This window comes from Lactococcus lactis, assembly GCF_029023865.1.
GTDB lineage: Bacteria > Bacillota > Bacilli > Lactobacillales > Streptococcaceae > Lactococcus > Lactococcus lactis.
In genome coordinates, this window is record NZ_CP118969.1 from 317,088 (window position 1) to 342,877 (window position 25,790).

The 25,790-nt window shown below is 35.5% G+C and carries 24 protein-coding genes; 22 read left to right on the forward strand and 2 right to left on the reverse strand.

Annotated features, from left to right (window positions below; translation table 11 throughout):
- The first annotated feature begins 83 nt into the window (after positions 1–83).
- From PYW37_RS01715 to PYW37_RS01765, 11 genes are all read left to right on the forward strand, one after another.
- Positions 84–1,190: a methionine ABC transporter ATP-binding protein gene (locus tag PYW37_RS01715; protein WP_003131670.1), complete on the forward strand. Its 1,107-nt coding sequence runs from the start codon at positions 84–86 to the stop codon at positions 1,188–1,190.
- Positions 1,190–1,885: a methionine ABC transporter permease gene (locus PYW37_RS01720; protein WP_003131669.1), complete on the forward strand. Its 696-nt coding sequence runs from the start codon at positions 1,190–1,192 to the stop codon at positions 1,883–1,885. Before PYW37_RS01715 ends, PYW37_RS01720 begins: the two co-directional genes overlap by 1 nt.
- Before the next feature lie 47 nt (positions 1,886–1,932).
- Positions 1,933–2,481, forward strand: coding sequence for an ECF-type riboflavin transporter substrate-binding protein (locus tag PYW37_RS01725; RefSeq protein WP_012897180.1), 549 nt, complete (start codon positions 1,933–1,935; stop codon positions 2,479–2,481).
- A gap of 108 nt (positions 2,482–2,589) precedes the next feature.
- Positions 2,590–4,287 carry an ABC transporter ATP-binding protein gene (locus PYW37_RS01730; RefSeq protein WP_023189948.1) on the forward strand — a complete coding sequence of 566 codons (1,698 nt, stop codon included), beginning with the start codon at positions 2,590–2,592 and terminating at the stop codon, positions 4,285–4,287.
- On the forward strand, positions 4,280–5,101 hold the full coding sequence (locus PYW37_RS01735; RefSeq protein WP_021722383.1) for an energy-coupling factor transporter transmembrane component T family protein: 822 nt from the start codon (positions 4,280–4,282) through the stop codon (positions 5,099–5,101). Before PYW37_RS01730 ends, PYW37_RS01735 begins: the two co-directional genes overlap by 8 nt.
- A 164-nt stretch (positions 5,102–5,265) precedes the next feature.
- Positions 5,266–5,559, forward strand: a complete 294-nt coding sequence (locus PYW37_RS01740) for a helix-turn-helix transcriptional regulator (RefSeq protein WP_010905285.1) — start codon at positions 5,266–5,268, stop codon at positions 5,557–5,559.
- Complete coding sequence (locus PYW37_RS01745) at positions 5,483–6,262, forward strand: ABC transporter ATP-binding protein (protein ID WP_014570376.1); 780 nt, start codon at positions 5,483–5,485, stop codon at positions 6,260–6,262. Before PYW37_RS01740 ends, PYW37_RS01745 begins: the two co-directional genes overlap by 77 nt.
- Positions 6,255–7,205, forward strand: coding sequence for an iron ABC transporter permease (locus PYW37_RS01750; RefSeq protein ID WP_010905286.1), 951 nt, complete (start codon positions 6,255–6,257; stop codon positions 7,203–7,205). The genes PYW37_RS01745 and PYW37_RS01750 overlap by 8 nt, the downstream gene beginning before the upstream one ends.
- 1 nt (position 7,206) lies before the next feature.
- Complete coding sequence (locus tag PYW37_RS01755) at positions 7,207–8,145, forward strand: FecCD family ABC transporter permease (protein WP_023189945.1); 939 nt, start codon at positions 7,207–7,209, stop codon at positions 8,143–8,145.
- 84 nt (positions 8,146–8,229) lie between these two features.
- Positions 8,230–9,171 carry an iron-hydroxamate ABC transporter substrate-binding protein gene (locus tag PYW37_RS01760; RefSeq protein WP_023189944.1) on the forward strand — a complete coding sequence of 314 codons (942 nt, stop codon included), beginning with the start codon at positions 8,230–8,232 and terminating at the stop codon, positions 9,169–9,171.
- Positions 9,172–9,232: 61 nt separating this feature from the next.
- Positions 9,233–10,138 (forward strand): LysR family transcriptional regulator, encoded by a 906-nt coding sequence (locus PYW37_RS01765; RefSeq protein WP_012897186.1) that lies wholly within the window; start codon positions 9,233–9,235, stop codon positions 10,136–10,138.
- Positions 10,139–10,195: 57 nt separating this feature from the next.
- Here the strand turns inward: PYW37_RS01765 and PYW37_RS01770 are convergent, their stop codons facing one another.
- Both PYW37_RS01770 and PYW37_RS01775 read right to left on the reverse strand, forming a co-directional pair.
- Entirely contained in the window at positions 10,196–11,377 is a 1,182-nt protein-coding gene (locus PYW37_RS01770; RefSeq protein ID WP_010905287.1) for an MFS transporter, read from the reverse strand.
- A 12-nt stretch (positions 11,378–11,389) separates the two neighbouring features.
- On the reverse strand, positions 11,390–12,208 hold the full coding sequence (locus tag PYW37_RS01775) for an aldo/keto reductase (RefSeq protein WP_023189942.1): 819 nt from the start codon (positions 12,206–12,208) through the stop codon (positions 11,390–11,392).
- A 141-nt stretch (positions 12,209–12,349) separates the two neighbouring features.
- On the opposite strand from PYW37_RS01775, the gene PYW37_RS01780 reads away from it, so the two are divergent.
- The 11 genes from PYW37_RS01780 (at position 12,350) to PYW37_RS01830 (ending at position 25,722) form a co-directional block, all read left to right on the forward strand.
- Positions 12,350–12,697: a winged helix-turn-helix transcriptional regulator gene (locus PYW37_RS01780; RefSeq protein WP_003131654.1), complete on the forward strand. Its 348-nt coding sequence runs from the start codon at positions 12,350–12,352 to the stop codon at positions 12,695–12,697.
- A gap of 25 nt (positions 12,698–12,722) precedes the next feature.
- The gene (gene gloA2, locus PYW37_RS01785) at positions 12,723–13,115 is read left to right on the forward strand and encodes an SMU1112c/YaeR family gloxylase I-like metalloprotein (RefSeq protein ID WP_025016567.1); all 393 of its coding nucleotides are present in this window, start codon (positions 12,723–12,725) and stop codon (positions 13,113–13,115) included.
- Positions 13,116–13,291: 176 nt separating this feature from the next.
- Positions 13,292–13,993 carry a phosphoglycerate mutase gene (locus PYW37_RS01790; RefSeq protein WP_003131652.1) on the forward strand — a complete coding sequence of 234 codons (702 nt, stop codon included), beginning with the start codon at positions 13,292–13,294 and terminating at the stop codon, positions 13,991–13,993.
- A gap of 173 nt (positions 13,994–14,166) precedes the next feature.
- On the forward strand, positions 14,167–14,730 hold the full coding sequence (gene ahpC / locus PYW37_RS01795; RefSeq protein ID WP_003131651.1) for an alkyl hydroperoxide reductase subunit C: 564 nt from the start codon (positions 14,167–14,169) through the stop codon (positions 14,728–14,730).
- 66 nt (positions 14,731–14,796) lie between these two features.
- Positions 14,797–16,326 (forward strand): alkyl hydroperoxide reductase subunit F, encoded by a 1,530-nt coding sequence (gene ahpF, locus PYW37_RS01800; protein WP_021722378.1) that lies wholly within the window; start codon positions 14,797–14,799, stop codon positions 16,324–16,326.
- A 165-nt stretch (positions 16,327–16,491) separates the two neighbouring features.
- Positions 16,492–18,657: a penicillin-binding transpeptidase domain-containing protein gene (locus PYW37_RS01805; RefSeq protein WP_025016566.1), complete on the forward strand. Its 2,166-nt coding sequence runs from the start codon at positions 16,492–16,494 to the stop codon at positions 18,655–18,657.
- A 138-nt stretch (positions 18,658–18,795) separates the two neighbouring features.
- The gene (recR, locus tag PYW37_RS01810) at positions 18,796–19,392 is read left to right on the forward strand and encodes a recombination mediator RecR (RefSeq protein ID WP_003131648.1); all 597 of its coding nucleotides are present in this window, start codon (positions 18,796–18,798) and stop codon (positions 19,390–19,392) included.
- A gap of 116 nt (positions 19,393–19,508) precedes the next feature.
- The gene (locus tag PYW37_RS01815; RefSeq protein WP_012897191.1) at positions 19,509–20,558 is read left to right on the forward strand and encodes a D-alanine--D-alanine ligase; all 1,050 of its coding nucleotides are present in this window, start codon (positions 19,509–19,511) and stop codon (positions 20,556–20,558) included.
- Positions 20,559–20,632: 74 nt separating this feature from the next.
- Positions 20,633–21,955 carry a UDP-N-acetylmuramoyl-tripeptide--D-alanyl-D-alanine ligase gene (locus PYW37_RS01820; protein ID WP_025016565.1) on the forward strand — a complete coding sequence of 441 codons (1,323 nt, stop codon included), beginning with the start codon at positions 20,633–20,635 and terminating at the stop codon, positions 21,953–21,955.
- A gap of 169 nt (positions 21,956–22,124) precedes the next feature.
- Positions 22,125–23,777 carry a peptide ABC transporter substrate-binding protein gene (locus PYW37_RS01825; protein WP_039114582.1) on the forward strand — a complete coding sequence of 551 codons (1,653 nt, stop codon included), beginning with the start codon at positions 22,125–22,127 and terminating at the stop codon, positions 23,775–23,777.
- A 307-nt stretch (positions 23,778–24,084) separates the two neighbouring features.
- Positions 24,085–25,722: a peptide ABC transporter substrate-binding protein gene (locus PYW37_RS01830; protein WP_025016564.1), complete on the forward strand. Its 1,638-nt coding sequence runs from the start codon at positions 24,085–24,087 to the stop codon at positions 25,720–25,722.
- Positions 25,723–25,790: the final 68 nt, after the last annotated feature.

Sequence of the window (25,790 nt, forward strand, 5' to 3'; positions counted from 1 at the left end):
CGAGATTTTCTGTCAGTACTGACAAAAGAGAAAATAACTTTGTCAGTACTGACAGAGAATGAAAAAAGATAAAGGAAAACAATATGACAGCAATTATTGAATTAAATAATCTTTCTGTACAATTTCATCAGAAAGGACGATTAGTCACAGCAGTAAAAGATGCTACTTTACACATTGAAAAAGGGGATATTTATGGAGTAATTGGTTATTCTGGGGCTGGTAAATCAACTTTGGTCAGAACCATTAATCTCCTTCAAAAACCGACCAAAGGTCAAATTGTGATTAATGGTGAGAAGATTTTTGATAGTGAAAATCCTGTAAAATTTACTGGCGCGAAATTACGTGAGTTTCGTCAAAAGATTGGGATGATTTTTCAACATTTTAATCTTTTAAGTGAAAAAACAGTTTTCAATAACGTGGCTTTTGCTTTACAACATAGCCAAATCGAAGATAAAAACGGGAAAAAACGTTATCTTACAAAAAAGGAAAAAACGGATAAAGTGACCGAATTATTAAAATTGGTTGATTTAGAAGAGCTTTCTGATAAGTATCCAGCTCAGCTTTCTGGGGGACAAAAACAAAGAGTTGCTATTGCGCGTGCGCTTGCTAATGACCCTGAGATTTTGATTTCAGATGAAGGAACATCAGCACTTGATCCAAAAACAACCAATCAAATCTTAGATTTACTTAAATCTCTTCATGAAAAATTAGGAATCACAGTTGTTTTAATTACACATGAGATGCAAGTGGTTAAGGAAATTGCTAATAAAGTAGCTGTTATGCAAAATGGTGAAATCATTGAACAAAATTCATTAATTGATATTTTTGCACAACCTAAAGAAGCTTTAACGAAACAATTTATTGAAACTACAAGTTCGGTCAATCGTTTTATTGCCAGTCTTTCTAGAACAGAACTTCTGGCACAATTAGCAGATGACGAAGAATTAATTCACTTAGATTATTCAGGTTCAGAGCTTGAAGACCCTGTGGTTTCTGATATTACGAAAAAATTTGATGTAACAACTAACATTTTCTATGGTAATGTTGAGTTACTTCAAGGACAACCTTTTGGTTCATTAGTTTTGACCTTAAAAGGTTCAAGTGAACATCGGGCTGCCGCAAAGGCATATTTCGTTGAAAGACATTTAAAATTTGAAGTTTTAGGTAAAATTGAAAGGACGGTAGACTAATGGCAGAATGGTTTGCACATACATTTCCTAATGTGGTTTATTTAGGATGGACAGGTGAGACGGGTTGGTGGACAGCAATTGTTCAAACGCTTTATATGACATTTATTTCAGCACTTATTGGTGGTTTATTGGGATTGATATTTGGAATTGGTGTTGTGGTGACTGCTGAAGATGGGATTACACCTAATCGACCATTATTTTGGATTTTAGATAAAATTGTTTCTATCGGACGGGCTTTTCCCTTTATTATCTTATTAGCAGCAATTGCTCCCTTGACTAAAATTTTGGTGGGGACGCAGATTGGTGTTACTGCGGCTTTAGTTCCATTGGCTCTAGGAGTGGCTCCTTTTTATGCCAGACAAGTTCAAGCTTCGCTTGAGTCTGTTGACCATGGAAAAGTTGAAGCAGCTCAAACGGTGGGAGCTGATTTTCTCGATATTGTTTTCACGGTCTATCTTCGTGAAGAATTAGCTAGTTTAATTCGTGTTTCAACCGTTACTTTAATTTCCTTGATTGGTTTGACTGCAATGGCTGGTGCGATTGGAGCTGGTGGACTAGGAAATACGGCCATTTCTTATGGATATAATCGCTTTGCCAATGATGTGACTTGGTTTGCAACCATTTTAATCTTGATTTTTGTTTTATTGGTTCAGCTTGTTGGTGATTTCTTAGCTAGACGGGTTTCACATCGATAATTTATCAAATAATTTTAGATAAAAATATTTTATAAAAAGGAGAAACAATGAAAAATAACTCTGTAAAAATTGTTGTTGCCACTGGGATTGGAGCTGCTTTGTTTGTGATTATTGGTTGGCTAATTAATATTCCTACACCAATTCCAAATACTAGTATTCAATTGCAATATGCGGTCCTTGCCCTATTTTCAGCCTTATTTGGCCCTTTAGCTGGTTTCTTGATCGGATTTATTGGTCATGCCCTTAAAGATTCATTTCTCTATGGTGCGCCTTGGTGGACTTGGGTTTTAGGCTCAGGTTTAATGGGCTTATTTCTAGCTTTTGGAGTCAAAAGAGAAACTTTGACTCAAGGAATTTTTGGAAATAAAGAAATCATTCGTTTTAATATTGTTCAATTTTTAGCCAATGTCGTAGTTTGGGGAATTATTGCCCCAATTGGGGATGTTTTAGTTTATAGTGAACCGGCAAATAAGGTCTTCACACAAGGAATTGTTGCTGGTTTAGTAAATGCATTGACTATTGCCGTAGCAGGAACTTTACTACTCAAACTCTATGCTGCTACCAGAACCAAATCTGGCTCACTCGATAAAGAATAAAAAGCTCCAGATATGCTAAAATAAAAGCAGCAAATATTTGCTGCTTTTACGCTTGTATCGGTTTAATAAAGCACAAAAAATAAAGTATCTCTAAAAAGAAGGATAAAAATGGAAGCCTTAATTTCGTTCAAAGATTTTACATTTAAATATGATTTACAAAAAAATCCAACTTTAAAAAAGATTAATTTGGAAATATTTCCTGGGGAAAAAGTACTGATTGTCGGTCCTTCTGGTTCAGGTAAATCAACGATTGGTTCTTGTCTTAATGGGATTTTGCCTCATTTACATAAAGGAGAAGCAAGTGGGGAACTCTCAATTGCTGGTTTGCCCTTTGGGACTTCAATTGCTGAATTATCTGAAAAGGTGTCGACGATTTTGCAAGATACTGATGGCCAGTTTATTGGTTTGAGCGTTGCTGAGGATATTGCTTTTGCTTTGGAAAATGATGGTCTGATTCATGATGAACTGGTCAGTAAAGTGGCCTATTGGTCAGACAAAACAGAAACAAATAAACTCTTGAATCATCGCCCCCAAGATTTGTCGGGAGGACAAAAGCAGCGGGTTTCTTTAGCTGGTGTTTTGATTGATGAATCGCCAATTTTGCTTTTTGATGAACCTTTAGCTAATTTGGACCCGCAAACTTGCTTAGAAACAATGGCTTTGATTAAGGATATTCATGAAAATAATGAAGTCACTACGATTATCATCGAACACAGAATCGAAGAAGTTTTACCGCTTGGTATTGATAAAATTGTCGTGGTCAACGACGGCGAAATTGTTGCAATTGGAAGTCCTGCTGAATTATTAAAAACAGAAATTTTTAATGAAAATTCATTACGCGAGCCCCTCTATCTCTCAGCATTAAAAGCTGCAAATGCTACAAAATTACTGACAGATTTTTCTGACCTAAAAAGTTTTGAAGTCCTGTCAGCAAAAAAATTACTGACAGATTTTTTAGACACCTATAAATTTACTGACAAGGCTGTCAGCAAAAATAATATTCTGTCAGTAAAAAATTTATCAGTAAATTTTGCTCAACATGAAGTTCTAAAAGGTATTAATATAGAAGTTCAAGAAGGAGAAAAAATTTCAATTGTCGGGAAAAATGGAGTTGGTAAGTCAACCTTTGCCAATGCACTCTGTCATTTTGTTGAAGCGAGTGGCGAAATTTTATACCGAGGGCAATCGATTATTGCTGATTCTATTTCTGAACGTGCGAAAAAAATTGGCTATATTATGCAAAATCCAAATCTGATGATTTCGCAAAATATTGTCAGTGATGAGGTGGCAGCTGGTTTACGACTCCGTCATGTTGATGAAAAAATGATTCAAGATAAAGTTGAAGAAATTTTGAAAGTTTGTGGGCTTTATCCTTTTAGAAATTGGCCAATTTCTTCTTTGAGTTATGGTCAGAAAAAAAGAGTAACGATTGCTAGTATTTTAATACTAGAACCTGAAATTTTAGTCCTTGACGAGCCAACAGCTGCTCAGGATTTACAATCTTATCGGGAAATCATGGATTTTCTTGACGAACTTAACCGCCGTCTTCATTTAACAATGATTATGATTACGCACGATATGTATTTAATTACAGAATATAGTGACCGGACCCTTGTTTTTGCTGACGGGAAAATTATTGCTGACAGCAGTCCTTATCAAATTTTAGAAAATGAAGATTTTGTAAAAATGGGCAATTTAAGTCAACCAAGCCTTTATCAACTTGCCAGACAAACAGATACCAATCCCGTTTTACTGACAAAAGCTTTCATCAATTTTCAGAATCAGGAGAGATTAAAGCATGAATAATCAACTTAGTGTTCTAGGCTATCAAGCTGGAAATTCTTTTATTTACCAACTGAATGCAACAGCAAAACTCCTTTTCTTTCTATTAATTTCTATCAGCAGTATGGTGACTTATGACACGAGATATTTGGCTTTTGTTGCTTTATTTTCGGTAATTTTATTTTATTTTTCTAAAATTCCTTTTTCATCAGTAAAAAGGGTTGCCCAATTTGCAGCAATTTTTGCGATTTTAAATCTGCTTTTTGTATTTATTTTTGACCCTGGATATGGCGCGCGACTTTATGATTCAAAAACAATCCTTTGGGGACCTCTTACTTTAGAAGAACTTTTTTACCTTTTTAATCTCGTCTTGAAATATTTTTCAACCATTCCGCTCGCTTTACTCTTTATCTTAACTACTAATCCGAGCCAATTTGCCAGTAGTTTAAATAAAATTGGTCTGCCTTATCGTTCCTCATATTCGGTTTCCTTAGCGCTGCGCTATATTCCTGATATGCAAGAAAAATTTTTAGCAATCCGTAATGCTGGACAGGCCAGAGGAATGGATTTATCAAAAAAAGTAGGACTTTTTTCGCGAATAAAATTAAATGTTCAATTGTTACTCCCTTTAATTTTTTCCAGTTTAGAACAAATTGATACTATTTCCACAGCTATGGAGCTTAGACGATTTGGTAAAAAGAAGAAAAGAAGTTGGTATTCTTATCAACCTTTGAATGTTAAAGATTACTTGGTTATCTTGCTTGCGCTTTTAGGAGTGGTGATTGTTATTCTTCTCTTCTTTGTAAATCAGGGCCGATTTTTTAATCCATTTCATTAAGAAAAAAGCAGGTTTTCTGCTTTTTTCTTATCTTGCAAAAATGGGTGGAAAATGGCATAATAGGACTTGTAAAAAACTTTTGACAAGCCAATTGTTTGCAAAAGATAATAAAATTTGAATTAAATCTTAAAAAAGAACTTCCAAAAGAATTAGAAGGGAAAAACATGGAAAATAAAATACGTGAATTGCGCCGATTATCTCATCTTTCACAAGAGGATGTTGCACATATCGCTCACGTCTCGCGTCAGACGATTAATGCGATTGAAAATGACAAATACGACCCAGAGTTAACGCTTGCTTTCAAACTTGCGGAAACCCTAGGGACAACCGTTGATGAGCTTTTTAACTATCAACCAACCGTTGTGAAAAGGAAAGAAAACGATGTATTTTGGTGCGAAAAATATCAATGTGTCTTATGGAAAAGAGCAGGTATTGAAAAACGTAACGCTGTCGATTGAAAAAGGAAAAACGACAGCTATTATTGGAGTCAATGGTTCTGGGAAATCAACGATTTTAAAGGCACTTGGACGTTTAATTAAATCGGATGGACAGGTTATCTTTGATAATCAACCTTTAAGTCAACATTCTAATCGTGAAATTGCTAGAATTTTAGCTCTCTTGCCTCAATCAATTACTGCCCCAGCTGATATTACAGTCTATGAACTTGTCAGTTTAGGACGTTTCCCACATCAAAAATTAATGCAACAACGTCTCTCAAAAGAAGATATTTTGTTCATAGAAGAATTGATGAGAGAAACAAAGATTTGGGACATTCGAGAAAGTAAGATATCAGAACTTTCTGGTGGACAAAAACAAAGAGTTTTTATCACGATGATTTTAGCTCAAGATAGTGAGATTATTTTATTAGATGAACCAACGACTTATCTAGATTTAGCTCATCAGTTAGATATTTTATGTTTATTAAAAGATTTGGCGACAAAGAGAAATAAAACCATTGTTTACGTCATTCACGATTTAAACCATGCCGCTCGTTTTGCTGACAATCTAGTCCTTGTAAAAGACGGAGAAGTGGTTGAAGAAGGAACTGTTGATGAGTTATTTACTCAAAAAACGTTGAAAGAATGCTTTGGATTAGATGTCACTTTAGGATGTGATACCTTTACCAAAAAATTAATGATTACTGGGGTGAAAGATGCCTAAAAAACATTTTCTGACAATCTTTTTTGCCCTAGTTTTTTCTTTACTTTTTTTGTCAGTAATATACCTGATGCTTGGGAATAAAAATGTTCCTCTGACAGAAATTTTAGTAAATAAAATGGTCTTACAATTAAGATTTCCAAGATTAATAAGTCTATATCTCACAGGATTTCTCTTATCCGTCAGTGGATTTATTGTTCAAATTATGACTAGAAACCCAATTGCCGAAATGGCAACTTTAGGGATTTCTGGCGGTTCGAGCTTGGCTTTATCACTCATTTTAACTTTGGGTTGGTCAACAAATGATGGGATTTCAGTTCTAGTTTCATCACTAGGAGCATTTATTGCTTTAGCAGTCGTCATGCTTTTGACTGCGAGAACGCATTTTCAGCCATTAAAAGTTGTACTAGTTGGAACATCAGTTGGACTTTTTGCAACTAGTTTGGCCAGCTCCTTGACTTTTGCCAGCCACGATACACAGGCCTATTTTCGCTGGATTGTGGGTTCTTTTTCAGGGATAACTAATACTAAAGTTCTTTTGATGGCAGTAGTAAGTCTTATTTTTCTTATCCTCTTGCTTTTATTTTCAAAACAAATTTATTTATTGAATTTTGGTGATGAGCTTGCTCAATCTTTTGGGATTTCTGTCAATTTTGTTCGTTTAGTCATTATGTTTTTAGTTGCGCTGGCTTCTGGTGTAACTGTTGCCTCAGTTGGGGTGGTCAGCTTTGTCGGTTTGATCGCTCCACATATTGCCAAGAAGCTTGTCAGAGCTAATTTTTGGCAAAATGTAATTCTGTCAGTACTGACAGGAATGTTATTGCTTGTTTTAGCTGATTTGATAGCCAGAAATTTATTTAAACCTTACGAATTTCCAGCAGGAAGTCTAACCATGCTTCTAGGTGCTCCCTTCTTTCTTTGGGTTATTACAAAGGAGGCAAAATAACATGAAAAGAAAATTCACTTTACTTTTTGTCCTGCTTTTGGTTTTGATAGTGGTTGATTTGACGCAATTTTCAACAAATCCTCAAATTCTATCAATCCTAATTCCTAATTTTCGTCTTCCTCGTTTAATAACAATCCTGTCAGCTGGAATTGCTCTTTCCTTATCAGGCTTTATTATCCAAAATATTACAGAAAATCCTTTAGCTGATAGCGGAACAATTGGGATAACCTCTGGTGCTTCGGCAGGAAGTGTTGCTTTTTTACTGATTGCTGACCATTTTAAGCTGACAGGGCTTTGGAATTTTTCCTATACTATTTTTGCTTTAATAGGTGCCCTTCTTTCATTTGTCTTAATTTACTTTTTTGCCTTAAGAAAGCAAGTTTCTTCTGTCAGAGTTTTACTGACAGGAATTGCAATTACCGCTTTTTTCCAAGCATTAATCACAATTGGTCAGCTTTCAGTCAATGCCTTTGACTTTCAGAAAGTTGCAGTTTGGCTGTCAGGAGATATCTGGCAAACGGGAAGCACTTATTTGTTCATTTGTATTCTCTTATTAGTAATTGGCTTGATTATTTTGCCATTTTTCTTAAGAAAACTTGAAATCCTCTCACTAGGCGAAGAAATGGCAACTACTTTAGGATTAGAAGTTCAAAAAACGAAAATCTATCTTTACTTGTTAGCGCTCCTTTTTGCAGCTGTAGGTGTTTTATTGGTTGGAGGATTAGCATTTGTTGGTTTAATTGCCCCTCATATTGCTCGTGAAATCGCTGGTTTTAAATCACGAAAAAGTTTAATTGCAACCGCACTTTCTGGTATGATTATTTTATCTTTTGCTGATATTATTTCACAAACAATCATTGCACCATCAAGTTTACCTTTAGGTTTTGTAGTTGCCTTTATTGGCGCTCCATACTATATTTATCTTATTCAAAAAGTTTAAGAAATTAATTTACTTTTAGTAAATTTCTTATAAAAAAATATCGGCTTATTTTTAAAAAATAGCCTAAAAATAGAGGAGAATCTTTTGAAAAAAGTACTCACAACCCTAATCGCTGCAGGAGCTTTACTTACTTTAGCTGCCTGTTCATCAAATTCATCATCAAAAAAAGCGACATCAAGCGATGATAAAGTGACCTTTCACGCTTTAAATGGGGTCGTCAAAGTTCCTAAAAATCCTAAACGTATTGCTGTTCAAAATTATCCAGATGAAGTCGCTTCATTAGGTGCAAATGTTGTTGGAACAGATTCATGGGCCTTTCCAAATACCTTCTTATCAAAAGACCAAAAGAAGAATATGGTTGATTTAGGAGCGCCAAAATTCAATATGGAAAAATTGATTGCTCAAAATCCTGATTTGATTATTACAGTTGATAAAGACCAAGTAGCAGACTATCAAAAAGTAGCCCCTACTGTTCTTGTCAATTATAAGGACCTCTCAGGAATGAATAAATCATTGGATTACTTCGCTAAACTCCTTAATCGCGAAGATGAAAAAGCAAGTTTCCTTAAAAACTTTAAAAAAGAAGCCGATAAGCAAAAAGAAAAATTGGCAAAGGTTGATGTTAAACCAGCTAAAAACACAATTTCACTTCTTGAACTCCAAGGAGATAAGGTTTATGCCTTCGGTGACAATTTTGCTCGTGGCGGACAAGCTTTGACGACTGGTTTAGGCTTTAAAGAATCAAGCAAAATGGCCGAACTCTCAAAAGGCGTAGGTTATGCTGAAGTAAATACTGAAAGCTTAGGAGAATTTGATGCAGACTATATCTTTATTGACTTTGCAGATAAAGATAAAGAACAATATGCTGCATTAAAAAATAATCCAGCTTGGCAAAACCTCAAAGCAGTTAAAGAAGGACATGTGATTACGATGGACTACGACAAAGTTTACTTCTTTGGCGGACCAACAGCGGCTAAAGAAGAGCTGTCACTCTACACTGACGCTATCATTAAAGCTACAAAATAAAAAGAAAAAGTGTATAATCAACTTATACACTTTTTTTGTAAAAAATTAAGGACTTTATGACATGAATATTAAACAATTACGGTACGTCGTCGCCATTGCTAATAGTGGAACTTTTCGTGAGGCTTCAGAGCAACTCTTTGTTAGTCAACCCTCAATGTCGATTGCGGTTAAAGACTTGGAGCAAGAACTAGGTTTTCAAATCTTTGAGAGAACAAATACAGGTGCGACTTTAACTATTGAAGGCGAACGTTTTTATGAACAAGCACAGACTGTTTTACGTAATTTTGAAACTTTTGAATCAAAATATTCTAAGCCAAAAGAGTCTGATAAGACTTTCTCAGTTGCCAGTCAACACTATGATTTTCTAGCACCAGTTGCAGTGGAATTTGCAAAGAAAAATCCTGAAATCAAAAATTTTAGAATTTTTGAGTCAACCACTTATAATATTTTGCAAGAAGTGGCGCAAGGGCACAGTGAACTTGGAGTGGTTTATCTCAATAAACAAAATCGCTCAGGGATTTTAAGAATGCTCAATAAACTTGAATTAGATTACGAAGAAATTTTCTTATCGCAAACGCATATCTATATTCGCAAAGGCCATCCCTTAGCTCAACGTGAAACAATTTCAGATGATGATTTAAAACCGCTAGATCGTGTGCGATTTACACAAGAAAATGAACAGTTTCTTTACTATTCTGAAGATTTGGTTGAGACTTTTGAAAATACCTTGATTTATAACGTCACTGACCGTGCAAGTTTAAATGGAATTTTAGAACGGACAGATGCCTACGCAACAGGTCTTGGTTTTATTGATAAAGAGAGCGTCCATAATGTAACAGTTGTCCCTATGGAGGGAGACAATGGAAATAGTTTGATTTTAGTCAAGCATCGTGGACATTTATTATCAAATGCGGCGACTTCTTATAAACGTAGTCTTGAAGTTTACTTTGAAAACTATGAATTTTAAACAATAGCTAAAATAAATACTCTCTGAATAATTTTCAGAGAGTATTTTTATAACTTATTATAATTTACTTGCTTGGTCTTTTTGAGCCAAACGAATGAGGAACATTGCAAGGAGAATGATAATGATTCCCCCAAGTGGAGTAAAGACAACACTTGAGCCTTTAGAAATTTGTCCTCCAACAAATGAGCCTAAAGTAATTCCGACATTGAAAGCTGCAATGTTAAAAGCTGAAACTAGAGTAATATCTTTTGGCGTAAATTTCTCTGCCAATTGAACAACGTATAGTTGTAAACCAGGGACATTCATAAAGGCAAACAAGCCCAAAAGTAAAGTTGCAATCAATCCCAAAGCTTGCGAAGCTAAACTTGCACTGATAAAAAGAAAAAGTAAACTCAAAGCTAAAGCCGCAAACATTTTTTGAAGGGCAGGTAGGATATTTTTATTTGCTAGATGTCCACCTAGTGAATTACCAATGGCAACCATCACACCATAAGCAACCAGAATAATCACTACTGTACTTGCTGAAAATCTAAAAGTTCCTTCAAGGATTGGTGTAAGATAAGTATAAGCCGCGAAAGTTCCTCCATAACCAAAAGCGGTGATAAAAAGAGACATTAAAATTGATTTATTAGTAAAAATTCTAGCAAGCCCACTTAAATTAATTTTTCCGGGAATTGGAAGCCCTTTTGGAACAAGAATACTAGTAGCAATCAGTCCAATTAAGCCAATAACAACAATGAAAACAAATGACATATGCCAGTTAGAGTGCTGACCAATGAAAGTCCCTAAAGGAACACCAATGACAGTAGCAACGGTTAGTCCTGTAAACATGAGGGCGATTGCTGAGGCCCTTTTCTCAGGTCGAACAACATCAGCAGCAATGACTGTGGAAATTGACATGAAAATACCATGAGCAAGTGAGGCAAGAACCCGTCCTACTAAAAGTAAAAGGAAAGTTGGAGCGAAAGCTGACAGTAAATTACCAAGAATAAAGAGACCCATAATCGAAACCATCAAAGTTTTTCGATTCCAAGTTCCTGTAAGAATAGTTAATAAGGGAGCACCAACCGTTACCCCTAAAGCATAAAGAGAAACGGTTAAACCCGCTTGAGATAAACTAATATTAAAGGTGTTGACAATCATTGGCATTAAACCAACACTGATAAATTCGGTTGAGCCGATAGCAAAAGCATTAATTGCTAGAGCTAGAAGAGTGAGACTGGGAGATATTTTTTTCATTATGCTTCTTTCTTAAAAATTAAAATGTTCTGGATCTGGACCGACACGAAGTTCTTCATTGAGTGAATTGATAGCTTTCATATCTTCAGAGTCAAGTGAAAAATCAAAAATTTGACGATTAGCTATCATTCGTTCACTTTTAATAGATTTTACATTTACTAAAATATCTTGTTGAATATCCCAACGAAGAATAATTTGAGCCACAGATTTTCCATGTTTATCAGCAATTTTTTTGAGGACTTCATTGTCTAATAATTGACCTTGCATCAAAGGTGACCAAGCTTGAACCTTGATATCATGAAGTTCTAAGAAATTACGAAGTTCTTCTTGTGATAATTTTGGATGGAGTTCAATTTGATTTAAAACGGGAGTGATTTTAGCATAGCTAAGAAGTTCTTCTAAATGTGATTTTTGAAAGTTACTGACACCAATCGCTTTTATTTTGCCTGCTTTATATAAATCTTCCATTGCTTTCCAAGCTTCTTTGTAAGCATAATGTGTACCTGGCCAGTGGATAAGATATAAATCTAGATAATCTAAGTCCAATTTTTTCAAACTTTCTTCAAAGTTTTGAATTGTTTCTTCATAAGAATGATTATCTCCCCAAAGTTTTGAAGTGATGAAAAGATCATCACGAGAAAGTCCTGTCATAGCCAAACCTTCTTTAATTCCTTGACCAGTTCCTTCTTCATTTTCATAAATTTTAGCTGTATCAATTAAACGATATCCGTTAACAATTGCGTTTTTGACAACATCAGCGGTTTCGTCATTTGGAATTTGAAAAACTCCCAAACCAAGTTCCGGAATTTCAATCTGATTATTAAGTTTCATTTTTTGCTCCTCATATATTTTATTTTGGCAGAAAATTAGTATATAATAAATAAAACCTCTTGAACAGTACCTACTTTTTTGTGTCATACATACTAAAAAGTAATAATTGGATAAAATAAGGGATTAGAAAGGAAATTAATTTTGAAAAAAATTTATAATATTGGTGTCGAAGCGACAATGGATGTTATTGGTGGAAAATGGAAACCAATTATTTTGTGTAATTTAAGACATAATCCAAGTCGTCCAGGAGAATTGAGACGTCAAATTCCAGGAATCAGTCAAAAAATGCTGACTCAGCAATTAAGAGAATTAGAAATTGATAATATTATCGTCCGTAAGGTTTATAATCAAGTTCCACCGAAGGTTGAATATTCTCTGAGCCCTTATGGTGAAACTTTAAATGGTTTATTAGATATTCTTTGCTCGTGGGGTGAAGGTCATGTCCAAACTTTAAAAAGTATGGGTGAAGAAGTTCAAATTTTAGAATAAGAGAACTTAGAAGAGGAGCCGCAAGATGTACCAACCAGCTTTCAATAAAATTCATCACATCGCTATCATTGCCGCAGATTATGAAAAATCTCGTCAGTTCTACGTTGATATTTTAGGATTTTCAATCATTCGAGAAAATCATAGTCCAGAAAAAGGAGATATCAAGCTTGATTTAAAGATGAATGAAGAAACAGAAATTGAATTATTTATCAAATCTGATGCCCCTAAACGCTTAACTTATCCAGAAGCAAAAGGCTATCGCCACTTAGCTATTAAAACGACAAATATTGAAGAAGATAGAAATTATTTAATAAGTCAAGGAGTCAAAGTGGAGGAAATTCGTCAGGACGAAATTACTGACAGAAAAATGCTTTTTTTCTATGATCCAGATGACTTACCAATAGAACTACATGAGTAATTTTTAAAAAATGGAAATGAAGAAATGGTTTTTAGGTTAGCCAAAGCTTCTGTCAGTAAATAAAAGGGCTTACAGAAAATAAAAGCTAGAAAAAAAAGGAAAAATGTAGTAAAATTAACTTTGTAAATGAACGAACTAAATTTCGTTCAAGTAAAAATAAACGGAGAATACACAAAATGCCAAAATTAGTATTTGCACGTCACGGTGAATCTGAATGGAATCTTGCTAACCTTTTCACAGGTTGGGCTGACGTTGACCTTTCTGAAAACGGAACTAAACAAGCGATTGAAGCTGGTAAATTGATTAAAGAAGCTGGAATCGAATTTGATATTGCTTACACTTCAGTATTGAAACGTGCTATCAAAACAACTAACCTTGCTCTTGAATATTCAGATCAACTTTGGGTACCAGTTGTTAAATCATGGCGCTTGAACGAACGTCACTACGGTGGTTTGACAGGTTTGAACAAAGCTGACGCTGCTGCAAAACATGGTGATGAACAAGTTCACATCTGGCGTCGTTCATATGATGTATTGCCACCAGCAATGGATCATGATGATAAATATACAGCTCACGGAGACCGTCGTTACGCTGGTCTTGAAGATTCATTGATTCCTGATGCTGAAAACCTCAAAGTTACTTTGGAACGTGCTCTTCCATTCTGGGAAGACCAAATCGCTCCAGCTTTGAAAGAAGGAAAAAATGTCTTCGTTGGTGCTCACGGTAACTCAATCCGTGCACTCGTTAAACAAATCAAAAAACTTTCTGATGACGAAATTATGGATGTTGAAATCCCTAACTTCCCACCACTTGTTTTCGAATTTGATGACAACTTGAACGTTCAAAACGAATACTACTTGGCTCCTAAAAAAGCATAATATTTGAATGAAAATACTCTAAGTTATAATAGATACTCATCTATTTAGGACTTAGAGTATTTTTTTGTAATCAATGCAATAGTTTGTAAGTTTTTGAACAAATTAATTGATTCTTCATTTTATTCTTGAGATAATTTAATAGTAAAGCTTTAAAGAAGAAAAAGGAGAATCTTATGTCATTAGTAGGTAAAAAAATAGAAGAATTTTCAACAGATGCTTATCTTGGTGGGAAATTTATTAAAGTTTCCGATAAAGACTTTTATGGAAAATGGTCTGTGCTTTGTTTCTATCCAGCAGACTTTTCATTTGTTTGTCCGACAGAGTTAGAAGATTTAGAAGAAACTTATCCAACCTTGAAATCACTTGGTGTAGAAGTTTACTCAGCTTCAACTGACACCCATTTTGTCCATGCTGCTTGGCATGAACATAGTGATGCTATTTCAAAAATTACTTATCCAATGCTTGCAGACCCTTCACAAAAAATTTCACGTGCTTTTGATGTTCTTGATGAAGAAGCAGGATTGGCTCAACGTGGAACATTTATTATTGACCCAGACGGTGTGATTCAAGCGCTTGAAATTACGGCTGATGGTATTGGACGTGATGCAAGTCAATTGGTCGATAAGATTAAAGCTGCTCAATATGTGCGTAATCATCCAGGGGAAGTTTGTCCCGCTAAGTGGAAAGAGGACGGAGCAAGTCTTCACGTTGGTATTGACCTTGTAGGTAAAATATAGAATAAAAAAAGTGAGTCTTGGCTCACTTTATTTGTCTTTAGAAACTTAATGACAGAAAGGTTTAATATGATTTTAGATGAAACTCTTCGTGCTCAGTTGATGCCTTATATGGATTTGTTGGAAAATCCAATTATTTTAAAAGTTGATGCAGATTTAGAGAGCGAAAATGGAAAAAAAATAGTAGAATTTACAGATGAACTTGCAAGTTTGTCCGAAATGATTTCAAAAGAAACAGCAAAACTCAATCGAAAAACAGCTTTCTCTATTGAAAGAGAAGGTGTTTCTGGAGTCCTTTTTTCAGGGCTACCATTAGGTCATGAGTTGAATTCATTGGTCTTGGCGCTTGTCCAAGTAAGTGGACGCCCTCCACGGATTGAACAAGAATTAGTTGAGCGAATTCAAGCGATTCAAAATCCACTTCACTTTGAAACTTATGTGAGTTTAACTTGTCATAACTGTCCAGATGTTGTCCAAGCATTAAACACAATGAGTATTCTCAACCCCAATATTAGTCACACAATGATTGAGGGGGGAATGTTTCAAGAAGAAGTGGAAGCAAAAGGAATTATGGCGGTTCCAACTGTTTTCAAAAATGGTGAAGAATTTCATAATGGACGAGCTAGTCTTGAAGAATTACTAGAAAAAATTACTGGTCCAGAGAGTTCGGAAGCTTTTTTTGATAAAGACCCTTATGATGTTTTAGTTGTTGGTGGAGGCCCTGCTGGTGCAAGTGCAGCTATTTATGCTGCACGTAAAGGGATTCGGACAGGTTTAATCGCTGAACGCTTTGGCGGTCAACCACTAGAAACTTTAGGAATTGAAAACCTCATTGGAACGCCTTATGTTGAAGGGGTTCAACTTGGTCGTCAGCTTGAAGAACATGTGAAAAAATATCCTGTCGATTTGATGAACTTGCAAAAAGCAGTTAAGCTAAAGAAAAAAGATTTGATTGAGGTGAGTCTTGAAAATGGGGCACTTCTAAAAAGTAAGTCAGTCATTATTTCAACGGGCGCTCGTTGGCGAGATTTGGGAATTCCAGGAGAGCAAGAATTTAAAACCAAAGGAGTCGCTTACTGTCCACATTGTGATGGTCCTTTGTTTGCAGGAAAAGATGTAGCGGTTATCGGTGGCGGAAATTCAGGAATCGAAGCAGCTATTGATTTAGCTGGTTTGGTTAGACATGTTACTGTTCTTGAATTTTTACCTGAACTTAAAGCAGACAAAATTTTACAAGAAAAACTTGCGACCCTAAATAATGTTACTGTCCTCACCAATGTAGAAACAAAAGAGATTTTAGGAGATGACAAGGTTAGAGGTTTGAATTATCAAGTTCGCGGCTCTAAAGAAACTGTTCATTTGGAACTCGCTGGTGTCTTTGTTTTAATTGGTTTAGTTCCGAATACTCAGTGGTTGGAGGGAACAATTGACTTATCCGCACGTGGAGAAATTTTGACTGATAAAGTTGGAGCGACAAATCTTCCTGGTGTTTTTGCAGCGGGAGATTGTACGGATAGTGTTTATAAGCAAATTATTATTTCAATGGGGACTGGGGCGACCGCTTCTCTAGGTGCTTTTGATTATTTAATAAGAAACTAAAATTTTAGATGACAAAAAAGAAAACGTATTTGAGTTTTCTTTTTTTATTTGATTAAATTGATAGGAATCAAAATTGTAAGGAAAAGTTTTCATAAATGTGGTAAAATGTTTAAGTACAAATTTTGAATGTAAAAACTATTTATAAAACTCATTCTTGGAGTCGAAATGTCAGATAATAAAAGAAAAAATGATAAGCGCAAGCAATCCGATAAGTCTAAAAAATCACATAAAGAAGTAAAAATTTTAAAAGATCCAACTAAATTAATTCCAAAACGAGTGAACCTCTTATTTTTTGTTATCTTTGTTTTGTTTATGATTTTAATTGGAAAGCTCTTCAATATGCAGGTATTGAATTCACATTTCTATGCCGAAAAATCAATTAGTGCAGGCGGAGATGTTCAAATTATTGAAGGTGCGCCTCGCGGAAATATTTATGATGCAACAGGAAAAGCTTTGGCATCTACAGTTGCGGTACAGGCTGTTGAATTTACAAGAAGTCAAAATGCTACTGCTGATGAAATGTATCAGGTAGCCAATAACTTAGCAACTATTTTATCTAATAACATTGATGTTGCTGATTTGACAACGCGTGATAAAAAAGACTATTTCTTGGCTAATTCTAAAAATCTAGAAAAAATAGCTAATAGTTTATCTGAAAAGGAAAAGAAAGATAAACATGGTAATGATTTAACTGGTTCACAAATTTATGATGTCGAATTAAGTAAAGTTAAAGATAGTGACTTGAACTTTACAGCAGAACAAACTTTTGCCGCAAAATTATTCAAAGAAATGAATAGTACCACTACTTTTAACACTACTAAAATTGCTACTGGAAGTATTACAGCAGAGCAACAAGCGACAATTGCCGAACAAGAAGGCGATTTACCAGGAATTACAATTGGAACTTCTTGGGACCGTTCATATGCTCAAAATTCTTTGACACCACTTATGGGAACTATTACTTCACAAAAATCAGGAATTCCAGCAGAGGATTTGGATGCCTATCTTAAAAAAGGTTATCAACGTAATGACCGTGTGGGAACTGGGCTTCTTGAAAAGGGATACGAAAGTGAACTTCAAGGAACACATAATATCAGTAAGGTTAAATTTGACAAAAATGGTGATGTTTCTGGAACAAAAACAATCCAAAAAGGAAAACGTGGGGATGATTTAAAATTAACTATTAACTTAGATTTCCAAAATGGGGTTAATAATATTGTTAAAACACAATTAGACCAACTGATTGCCCAAGGCTACGGTCAGTATAATAGAGGGGCTTATGCTGTTGTGTTAAATGTTAAAACAGGGGCAGTCTTAGCTTTATCTGGCTATCAACGGGATCCTAATACAGGAGCAATTACGGAAAATACTTTAGGAACTTTCCAAAGCGTCTTCACACCGGGGTCTGTTGTCAAAATGGGAACATTGACTGCTGCTTGGAATGCTGGTGTAATTTCTGGGAATGACACTTTAACGGCACAGTCTATTCAATTTAAAGATTCTAATCCTATCAATGACTGGTGGGGAGACGCTTCACCAATGGCTTTAACAGCTGTTGAAGCTTTGCAATATTCATCAAATACTTACATGATGCAATTGGCAATGAGAATGTTAGGTGCTCCTTATACGGCAGCTAATCAATTTTTGGATGATACCAACCGAGTAAAAGTTTATGAGCAGTTTCGTAAGGCTTTTGCTTCTTATGGTTTAGGGGCATCAACTGGTTTTGATATACCTGGAGAATCAACGGGATATCTCCCTTCAGCTAAATCTGAAGCGGCTTCTGGGGTCAATGTATTGTATGAATCATTTGGTCAGTATGATAATTATACGCCGCTTCAGTTGGCGGTTTATGCGGCAACTTTAGGAAATAACGGAACTCGTTTGTCACCACACATTGTCCAAGGAATTTATGAAGGTGGAACTGACGGACAACCTGGCACGCTTATCAAAAATATTACTCCTAAAATCATGGATAAGGTAAATATCACTCCCGATAATATGGATGTTCTTCATCAGGGGATGTATGCTGTTGTTCATGGGGCTGGTGGATTGACTACTGGTCGTTCAATGGATTCATCAAAGGTTTCTATCTCTGGTAAAACAGGGACTTCCGAAAGTACAAAAGTATTGGCAGATGGTAGTCAAGTTATTGTAACAGCTAATAATGCAGTGGCCTTTGCTCCTTCTGACAACCCAGAAATTGCTATTGCGGTTGTACTTCCAGATAATACTGAAAGTAATGCTTCAAGTGGAACAAAAGCAAACCAAAGTATTGTAACGGGAATTACTGATTTGTATTATTCAAATGAGGCTTTTCGTAAAAATTAAAAAAAGTTCTCTCTGATAGGAGAGGCTTTTTATTTATAAGTGATTGAGAATTCTATCACCTTTCCTTTTCATTTTCAGTCTTTTATAGTAAAATTAATAAATTGAATAAAATATTTACAAGTGAAGAATTGGTGAAATATGTATTATCCTGAACCTATTGCTCGCCTGATTGAGTCGTTTTCAAAATTACCAGGGATTGGTCAAAAAACAGCGACTCGATTGGCTTTTTATACGATTGGCATGGAAGATCAAGATGTCAATGAATTTGCAAAAAATCTTCTGTCAGCAAAACGGGATTTGAGTTTTTGCTCGATTTGTGGGAATTTAACAGAAAGTGATCCTTGCGCCATTTGTACCGACCCAACGCGTGATCGAACAACTATATTGGTCGTTGAAGAATCTAAAGATGTTCTTGCTATGGAAAAAATTCGGGAATATCGAGGACTTTATCATGTTTTGCATGGCACGATTAGTCCAATGAATGGGATTTCTCCTGATGAAATTAATGTTAAAACATTGATTACAAGATTAATGGATTCAGAGGTTAAAGAAGTGATTATCGCAACTAATGCCACTTCTGACGGAGAAGCAACCGCCATGTATCTGGCTCGAATGATTAAGCCTGCAGGAATTAAAGTGACTCGCTTGGCTCGTGGATTAGCTGTAGGATCTGATATAGAATACGCAGATGAAATTACTTTATCAAAAGCGGTAGAGAATCGGTTGGAAATTTGATTTTTTCTGTGGTAAAATAAAAAAGACAATTGCTGACAGAATTGTATTGTAAAAATATCGCATGCTGTCAGTAAAAAGAAGTGTCTGACAAAGCTGTCAGTAAAAAAGGAAGAAATATGTCAAAAGAAACATTAATTTTGTTGTATGGTGGTCGTTCTGCTGAGCGAGAAGTATCAGTTTTATCAGCAGAATCGGTGATGAGAGCTGTTAATTATTCTCGTTTTGTTGTAAAAACTTACTTTATCACTAAGGGTGGTGAATTCATAAAAACGCAAGAATTTACTGACAAACCTGCTGAAGAAGAAAAACTACTGACAAATGATTTGGCAGAATCTTATCCAAAGATTTCACCAGCAGCAATTTACGAAAAAGATGCCGTTGTATTCCCAGTTTTACATGGACCAATGGGTGAAGATGGCTCGATTCAAGGATTTTTAGAAATTTTACGTTTGGCATATGTTGGTCCAAATATTTTATCTGCTTCAAGCACAATGGATAAATTATTGGCAAAACACGTTTTTGAAGCGGTTGGTGTACCCCAGGTTCCTTATGTTGCAGCTTTTGCTGACGAAAATCAAGGAGAAATTGCTCAAGAAGTAGTCGAAAAATTAGAATTTCCAGTTTTTGTTAAACCTGCTAATATGGGTTCTAGTGTTGGAATTTCAAAAGTTGATGATTTAGCAGACCTTCAACCTGCGCTAAGCGAAGCCTATAAATATGATAACCGTGTTGTCATTGAACAAGGGGTGGATGCACGTGAAATTGAATGTGCTGTTTTGGGAAATAATAGTGACGTGTCTGCAACGCTTCCAGGTGAAGTTGTGAAAGATGTTGAGTTTTATGATTACAACTCAAAATATATTGATAATAAAATTCAAATGGACATTCCAGCAAAAGTTCCTGCTGATTTAGCTCAAAAAATGCAAGAATATGCTATAAAAGCGTACAAGGCAGTTAATGGGACGGGCTTGTCACGTTGCGATTTCTTTGTGACTAAGGATGGAAATGTTTATCTCAATGAAATTAATGCCATTCCAGGATTCACACAATGGTCAATGTATCCATTGCTTTGGGAAAATATGGGCTTATCTTATTCTGATTTAATTGAAAAGTTAGTTGATTTAGCTAAAGAAACTTTTGAAACACGTGAAAATCATCTTTTATAAAAAATACAAATCTGTCAGTAAATCGATTGCTGACAGATTTTTTTGTCAGTAAAAAGTGTTATAATGGAGTCACTATGAAACTCACAATTCACGAAATCGCCCAAGTCGTTGGCGCAAAAAATGATTGGTCGCAACTGGCAGATTTGTCAGTCAATAAAATTGAATTTGACAGCCGTTTGATTGAAAAAGGGGATATCTTTTTGCCACTTAAGGGGGCACGAGATGGTCATGATTTCATCAAAATCGCTTTTGATAATGGAGCAATAATCAGCTTTTCAGAAAAAGAAGTCGAACAAGCTCATCTCTTGGTTGACGATAATCTGCTTGCTTTCCAAAAATTAGCAAAATATTATCTTGAAAAGACAAAAGTTCCAGTCATTGCGGTGACAGGTTCAAATGGAAAAACAACAACCAAAGACATGATTGCTGCTGTTTTGTCTAAGAAATTTAAAACATACAAAACACAAGGAAATCACAATAATGAAATCGGCTTACCCTACACCATTTTACATATGCCGGACGATACTGAAAAATTAGTTTTGGAAATGGGAATGGATCACCCTGGTGATATTGATTTTTTATCAGAACTTGCTAAGCCTGAACTTGCTGTCATTACCTTAATTGGTGAAGCACATCTTGAACATATGGGAAGTCGCGAAAATATTGCTAAAGGGAAAATGGGGATTACGGCTGGTTTGCATGGTGAGCTTATTGCCCCTGCTGACCCAATTATTAATGCTTTTATCCCAGACAATCAAAAAATTATTCGCTTTGGTTTGCCCGGTGAAGATTTATTTATTACAAAATTAGTCGAACACAAAGAAAAATTAACTTTTGAAACTAATTTTTTAGATGAATCAATTACTATTCCAGTTCCTGGTAAATATAACGCGACGAATGCTATGTTAGCTGCTTTTGTTGGCTTACATTATGGACTTTCAGAAGCCGAAATAAAAAAAGCTTTGAAAGAAGTAGAGCTGACCAGAAATCGGACAGAGTGGAAAAAAGCAAAAAATGGTGCAGACCTTTTGAGTGATGTTTATAATGCCAATCCGACAGCAATGCGTTTGATTTTGGAAACTTTCCAAGCCATTCCTAAAAATGAGAATGGTCGAAAGATTGCAGTTCTTGCTGATATGTTAGAACTTGGACCCAGTGCAGCCCAACTCCATAAAGATTTATTGAAATCTATTGATTTCAATAAAATTGATAAAGTCTATCTTTATGGTAAAATGATGAAAAACTTGGCAGAAATTTCGACTGACAAAGCGGTCAGCTATTTTACAGATTTAGATTTACTGACAGAAAGTCTGTCAGCAGATTTGAAACCAACTGACCAAGTATTATTCAAAGGTTCAAATAGCATGAAACTTTCAGAGGTTGTTGAAAAATTATAATGATAAAAAATACTGACAGAAAGTTAGTATTTTTTTATTTTCATTAAATTATCAGAAAAATACAACAATATTCTTGACAATGTATTTTTGAAAAAGTATAATAAGTCCACATTTAATTTTCAGAATAATATGAAAATTCAATAGTATCTTTACGATTTGGAGAAAGCAGATGAAACAAGGAAAAATTATTGGACTCACCAGCATTATTGCCCTGTCAGGAATTATTTTAGTGGCCTGTGGCACAAAAACAAGTGAGCAAAAAAACATCAAATTTTCAATTCCCACAGATGTGGCATCACTTGATACTACAATTTTAACTGACCAGTATTCTTATGATGTTGCTGGAAATGTGGAAGAAGGATTGACACGCGTTGACTCTAAAGGAAATGCTGCCTTAGCACTTGCAAAATCAATTGACGTTTCAAAAGACGGCTTGACCTACACGGTTACTCTTAGAGATAATTTGAAATGGTCAAACGGTGACAAGTTGACTGCTAAAGATTTTGTTTATTCATGGAAAAGAGCAGTGGACCCTAAAACTGGTTCAGAATATGCCTATTTGATGGGGGCAGTTTCTGGGGCTAATGATATTATTTCTGGTAAATCATCACTCGATAGTCTAGGAATTAAAGCCGAGTCAGATACAGAATTTACAGTCACATTGGCACAACCAACACCATATTTTAAATTTCTTTTGTCAGAACCTGTTTATTACCCCCTTGACCAAAAAGTTGTTGATAAATATGGCAAACAATATGGAACGTCCTCAGATAAAACCGTTTATAATGGACCATTCATGTTCAAATCAGATAAAGGTTGGACAGGAACCAATAAAACTTTTTCAATTTATGCCAATCCAAACTACTATGATAAGTCGGCAGTCAAATCTAAACAAATTGATTTCCAGGTCATTTCAAATGCGAATACGGGAGCACAACTTTATAAACAAGGAAAACTTGATTTTACACTCCTTTCAACAACTGATTTGATTAATGCCAATAAAAAGACGAAAGGTTATACTGTCTTTAAACAAGCACGGACAGACTATATTGAATACAATCAATCCGGTAAAAATGCCTCAAGTCCAGACGCTCAAAAAGCACTAGCTAATCAAAATATTCGTGAAGCCTTAAATTTGGCAACTAACAGAGCAGGAGTCGTCAAAACAGCCCTACCAGGTTCGACCGTTGCGACAAGCTTTACACCAGTGGGAATGAGCAAGACCTCAACAGGAGAAGATTTTGCAACTTATGCAAAACAAGATTATCGCTATGACCCGACAAAAGCAAAAGACCTCTGGGAAAAAGGATTAAAAGAGCTTGGCTTAACCAAGCTCACCCTTACCCTTGAAGCTGCTGGAGATTTAGCACCGTCAGAAGCAACAGCCAACTTTTTACAAACAGCCTATCAACAAAATCTACCAGGCTTGACTGTCAATTTAAAACTTGTTCCATTCAAACAAAGATTGAATGACGCTCAAAATGGAAATTTTGATATGGTTCTCTCAGGTTGGGGTGGAGATTACGCTGAACCTTCAACTTTCTTGCAACTCTTTACGACAGGCCAATCATATAATGACGGTAAATTTTCTAGTAAAACTTATGATGATGCCTTTAAAGCAGCAACAACAACGCCAGACGTTCTTGAACCAGCCAAAGTAGATGAACATTACAAAGCGGCAGAAGCAGCCCTCTATCAAGGGTCCTACATCAATCCAGTTGATTTTCAAGCCAATCCAGCTTTAATGAATCCTAAAATTACAGGCCTAGAATTTCATTCAACCGGTTTAGCTTACGACCTAAAATCGGCTTATGTTAAATAAAAAATACAAAAAGATAAATTTTCTGAAAATTTATCTTTTTTATTGAATATTCTTTCTGCAAAAATAAAACACGAACCAGTCAGAGCCCAATTAAATGAAAGGGTTTTAAATAAAAGTGTAGTAATAAATCTTTTTCAAAAGTTTGTGAAAACTTTCCGCTATTTAAAAATTAAATGTTAGTTTTCAGAAAACATAACCATTATACTTTACAATTCAGGTTGAATTAAGTATAATACCAATATAATAAATTTTCTGACAATAATAAAAATTGCGAAGTCAGACACAATTCATGAAAGAGGGAAATTACATGAAGACTTATAAAAAAGTTACCTTAGGTACAGTTGCACTTGGTTCGGCAGCTTTGCTTGCAGCATGCGGCAATAGCGGTTCTAGCTCATCGTCATCATCAAAAGACATTCAATGGAATTTGACATCACCTATTCAAACATTGGATTCATCACTCGCGACAGATACATATTCAAATATCATTATTGGTAATACCAATGCTGGTTTGACACGTGTGGACAAAGATGGTAAAGCACAGCCAGAATTGGCAAAATCAGTTGATGTATCAAAAGATGGCTTGACATATACTTTCCATCTTCGTGATGGCTTGAAATGGTCAAACGGTGATGCTTTGACAGCTAAAGACTTCGTTTATTCTTGGCAACGTGCGGTTGATCCAGCGACTGCTTCAGAATACGGATACCTCCTTGGCCCAGTTAAAAACGCCAACGAGATTAATGGTGGTAAAGCTGATAAATCAACACTTGGTGTTAAAGCAACTGATGACAAAACATTTGTTGTTACCCTTGCACAACCAACACCATACTTTGAATTCTTGACAGCTAACTCTGTTTATTACCCACTCAACCAAAAAGTGGTTGAAAAATATGGGAAACAATACGGAACATCTTCAGAGAAAATGGTTTACTCTGGACCATATAAATTTGAAAAATCAAAAGGTTGGAACGGTTCAAACCAAACATTCTCAATCGTGAAGAATGACAATTATTGGGATAAGAGCGCAGTTAAAACTAAAGAAATCGACTTCCAAGTGGTTCAAGACCCTAAAACTTCATTTAACCTTTATAAACAAGGTAAGATTGTCCAAGCAAGTATTGGTGACCCAGACCTTTTCAAAGCAAATAAAAATAATAAAGATGTCGTATCTTTGGATGAAGCAACAACAGCTTACATTCAATATAATCAATCTGGGAAAAATAAAGCTCTTGCTAACAAGAACATTCGTGAAGCCTTCAACCTTGCTACTGACCGCCAACAATATGTTGATACAGTAACGCCTGCTTCGAATCCTGCGACAGGCTTAACACCAGCGGGTATGGCTAAAACAAATACTGGTGAAGACTTTGCTAAGTATGCAGCACAACCATATAAATACGATGCCACAGCAGCTAAAGCAGCTTGGGCTAAAGGATTGAGCGAAATTGGCGAAACTAAACTTACTTTGACTTTAACAACTGATGATACATCAGCTTCTAAAGACTCAGCAACTTTCCTTAAACAAGCATGGGAAAAACAACTTCCAGGTTTGACTTTGAATATCAAATCAGTACCATTTAAACAACGTTTGAATGACTCTACTACTGGTAACTTTGATATGGTTATCTCACTTTGGAGTGGTGACTATGCTGAACCGTCAACTTTCCTTGATTTATTTGTAAAAGATGGACCAAATAATAATGGTAAAATCAATAACGTTACTTATGATAAAGCCATTAAAGCAGCTGAAGTAACAGATGCGCTTGATCCTGAAAAGCACTATGCAGACTATAAAGCGGCTGAAGAAGCACTTTATACAGAATCAAATCTCAATCCGCTGTACTTCCGTACAACTCCAGTCCTCCGTAATCCTAACCTTAAGGATGTACGCTTTGGTTCAACTGGTTTAATGTATGACTTCAAAACAGCTTACCTCAAATAATAATAGAGTTTTAGAGCAAGAAAGTTAGGATTGGCAGATTGCCAACCCTATCTTTTGCTTAGATTAGG

Coding starts and splice junctions, on each gene's coding strand:
- PYW37_RS01755 (WP_023189945.1), top strand. CDS start 7,207: ATGAAAAGAAAATTCACTTTACTTTTTGTCCTGCTTTTGGTTTTGATA.
- PYW37_RS01720 (WP_003131669.1), top strand. CDS start 1,190: ATGGCAGAATGGTTTGCACATACATTTCCTAATGTGGTTTATTTAGGA.
- PYW37_RS01730 (WP_023189948.1), top strand. CDS start 2,590: ATGGAAGCCTTAATTTCGTTCAAAGATTTTACATTTAAATATGATTTA.
- PYW37_RS01725 (WP_012897180.1), top strand. CDS start 1,933: ATGAAAAATAACTCTGTAAAAATTGTTGTTGCCACTGGGATTGGAGCT.
- PYW37_RS01770 (WP_010905287.1), bottom strand. CDS start 11,377: ATGAAAAAAATATCTCCCAGTCTCACTCTTCTAGCTCTAGCAATTAAT.
- PYW37_RS01830 (WP_025016564.1), top strand. CDS start 24,085: ATGAAGACTTATAAAAAAGTTACCTTAGGTACAGTTGCACTTGGTTCG.
- PYW37_RS01750 (WP_010905286.1), top strand. CDS start 6,255: ATGCCTAAAAAACATTTTCTGACAATCTTTTTTGCCCTAGTTTTTTCT.
- ahpF (WP_021722378.1), top strand. CDS start 14,797: ATGATTTTAGATGAAACTCTTCGTGCTCAGTTGATGCCTTATATGGAT.
- recR (WP_003131648.1), top strand. CDS start 18,796: ATGTATTATCCTGAACCTATTGCTCGCCTGATTGAGTCGTTTTCAAAA.
- ahpC (WP_003131651.1), top strand. CDS start 14,167: ATGTCATTAGTAGGTAAAAAAATAGAAGAATTTTCAACAGATGCTTAT.
- PYW37_RS01790 (WP_003131652.1), top strand. CDS start 13,292: ATGCCAAAATTAGTATTTGCACGTCACGGTGAATCTGAATGGAATCTT.
- PYW37_RS01815 (WP_012897191.1), top strand. CDS start 19,509: ATGTCAAAAGAAACATTAATTTTGTTGTATGGTGGTCGTTCTGCTGAG.
- PYW37_RS01820 (WP_025016565.1), top strand. CDS start 20,633: ATGAAACTCACAATTCACGAAATCGCCCAAGTCGTTGGCGCAAAAAAT.
- PYW37_RS01715 (WP_003131670.1), top strand. CDS start 84: ATGACAGCAATTATTGAATTAAATAATCTTTCTGTACAATTTCATCAG.
- PYW37_RS01735 (WP_021722383.1), top strand. CDS start 4,280: ATGAATAATCAACTTAGTGTTCTAGGCTATCAAGCTGGAAATTCTTTT.
- PYW37_RS01775 (WP_023189942.1), bottom strand. CDS start 12,208: ATGAAACTTAATAATCAGATTGAAATTCCGGAACTTGGTTTGGGAGTT.
- PYW37_RS01765 (WP_012897186.1), top strand. CDS start 9,233: ATGAATATTAAACAATTACGGTACGTCGTCGCCATTGCTAATAGTGGA.
- gloA2 (WP_025016567.1), top strand. CDS start 12,723: ATGTACCAACCAGCTTTCAATAAAATTCATCACATCGCTATCATTGCC.
- PYW37_RS01825 (WP_039114582.1), top strand. CDS start 22,125: ATGAAACAAGGAAAAATTATTGGACTCACCAGCATTATTGCCCTGTCA.
- PYW37_RS01805 (WP_025016566.1), top strand. CDS start 16,492: ATGTCAGATAATAAAAGAAAAAATGATAAGCGCAAGCAATCCGATAAG.
- PYW37_RS01745 (WP_014570376.1), top strand. CDS start 5,483: ATGTATTTTGGTGCGAAAAATATCAATGTGTCTTATGGAAAAGAGCAG.
- PYW37_RS01740 (WP_010905285.1), top strand. CDS start 5,266: ATGGAAAATAAAATACGTGAATTGCGCCGATTATCTCATCTTTCACAA.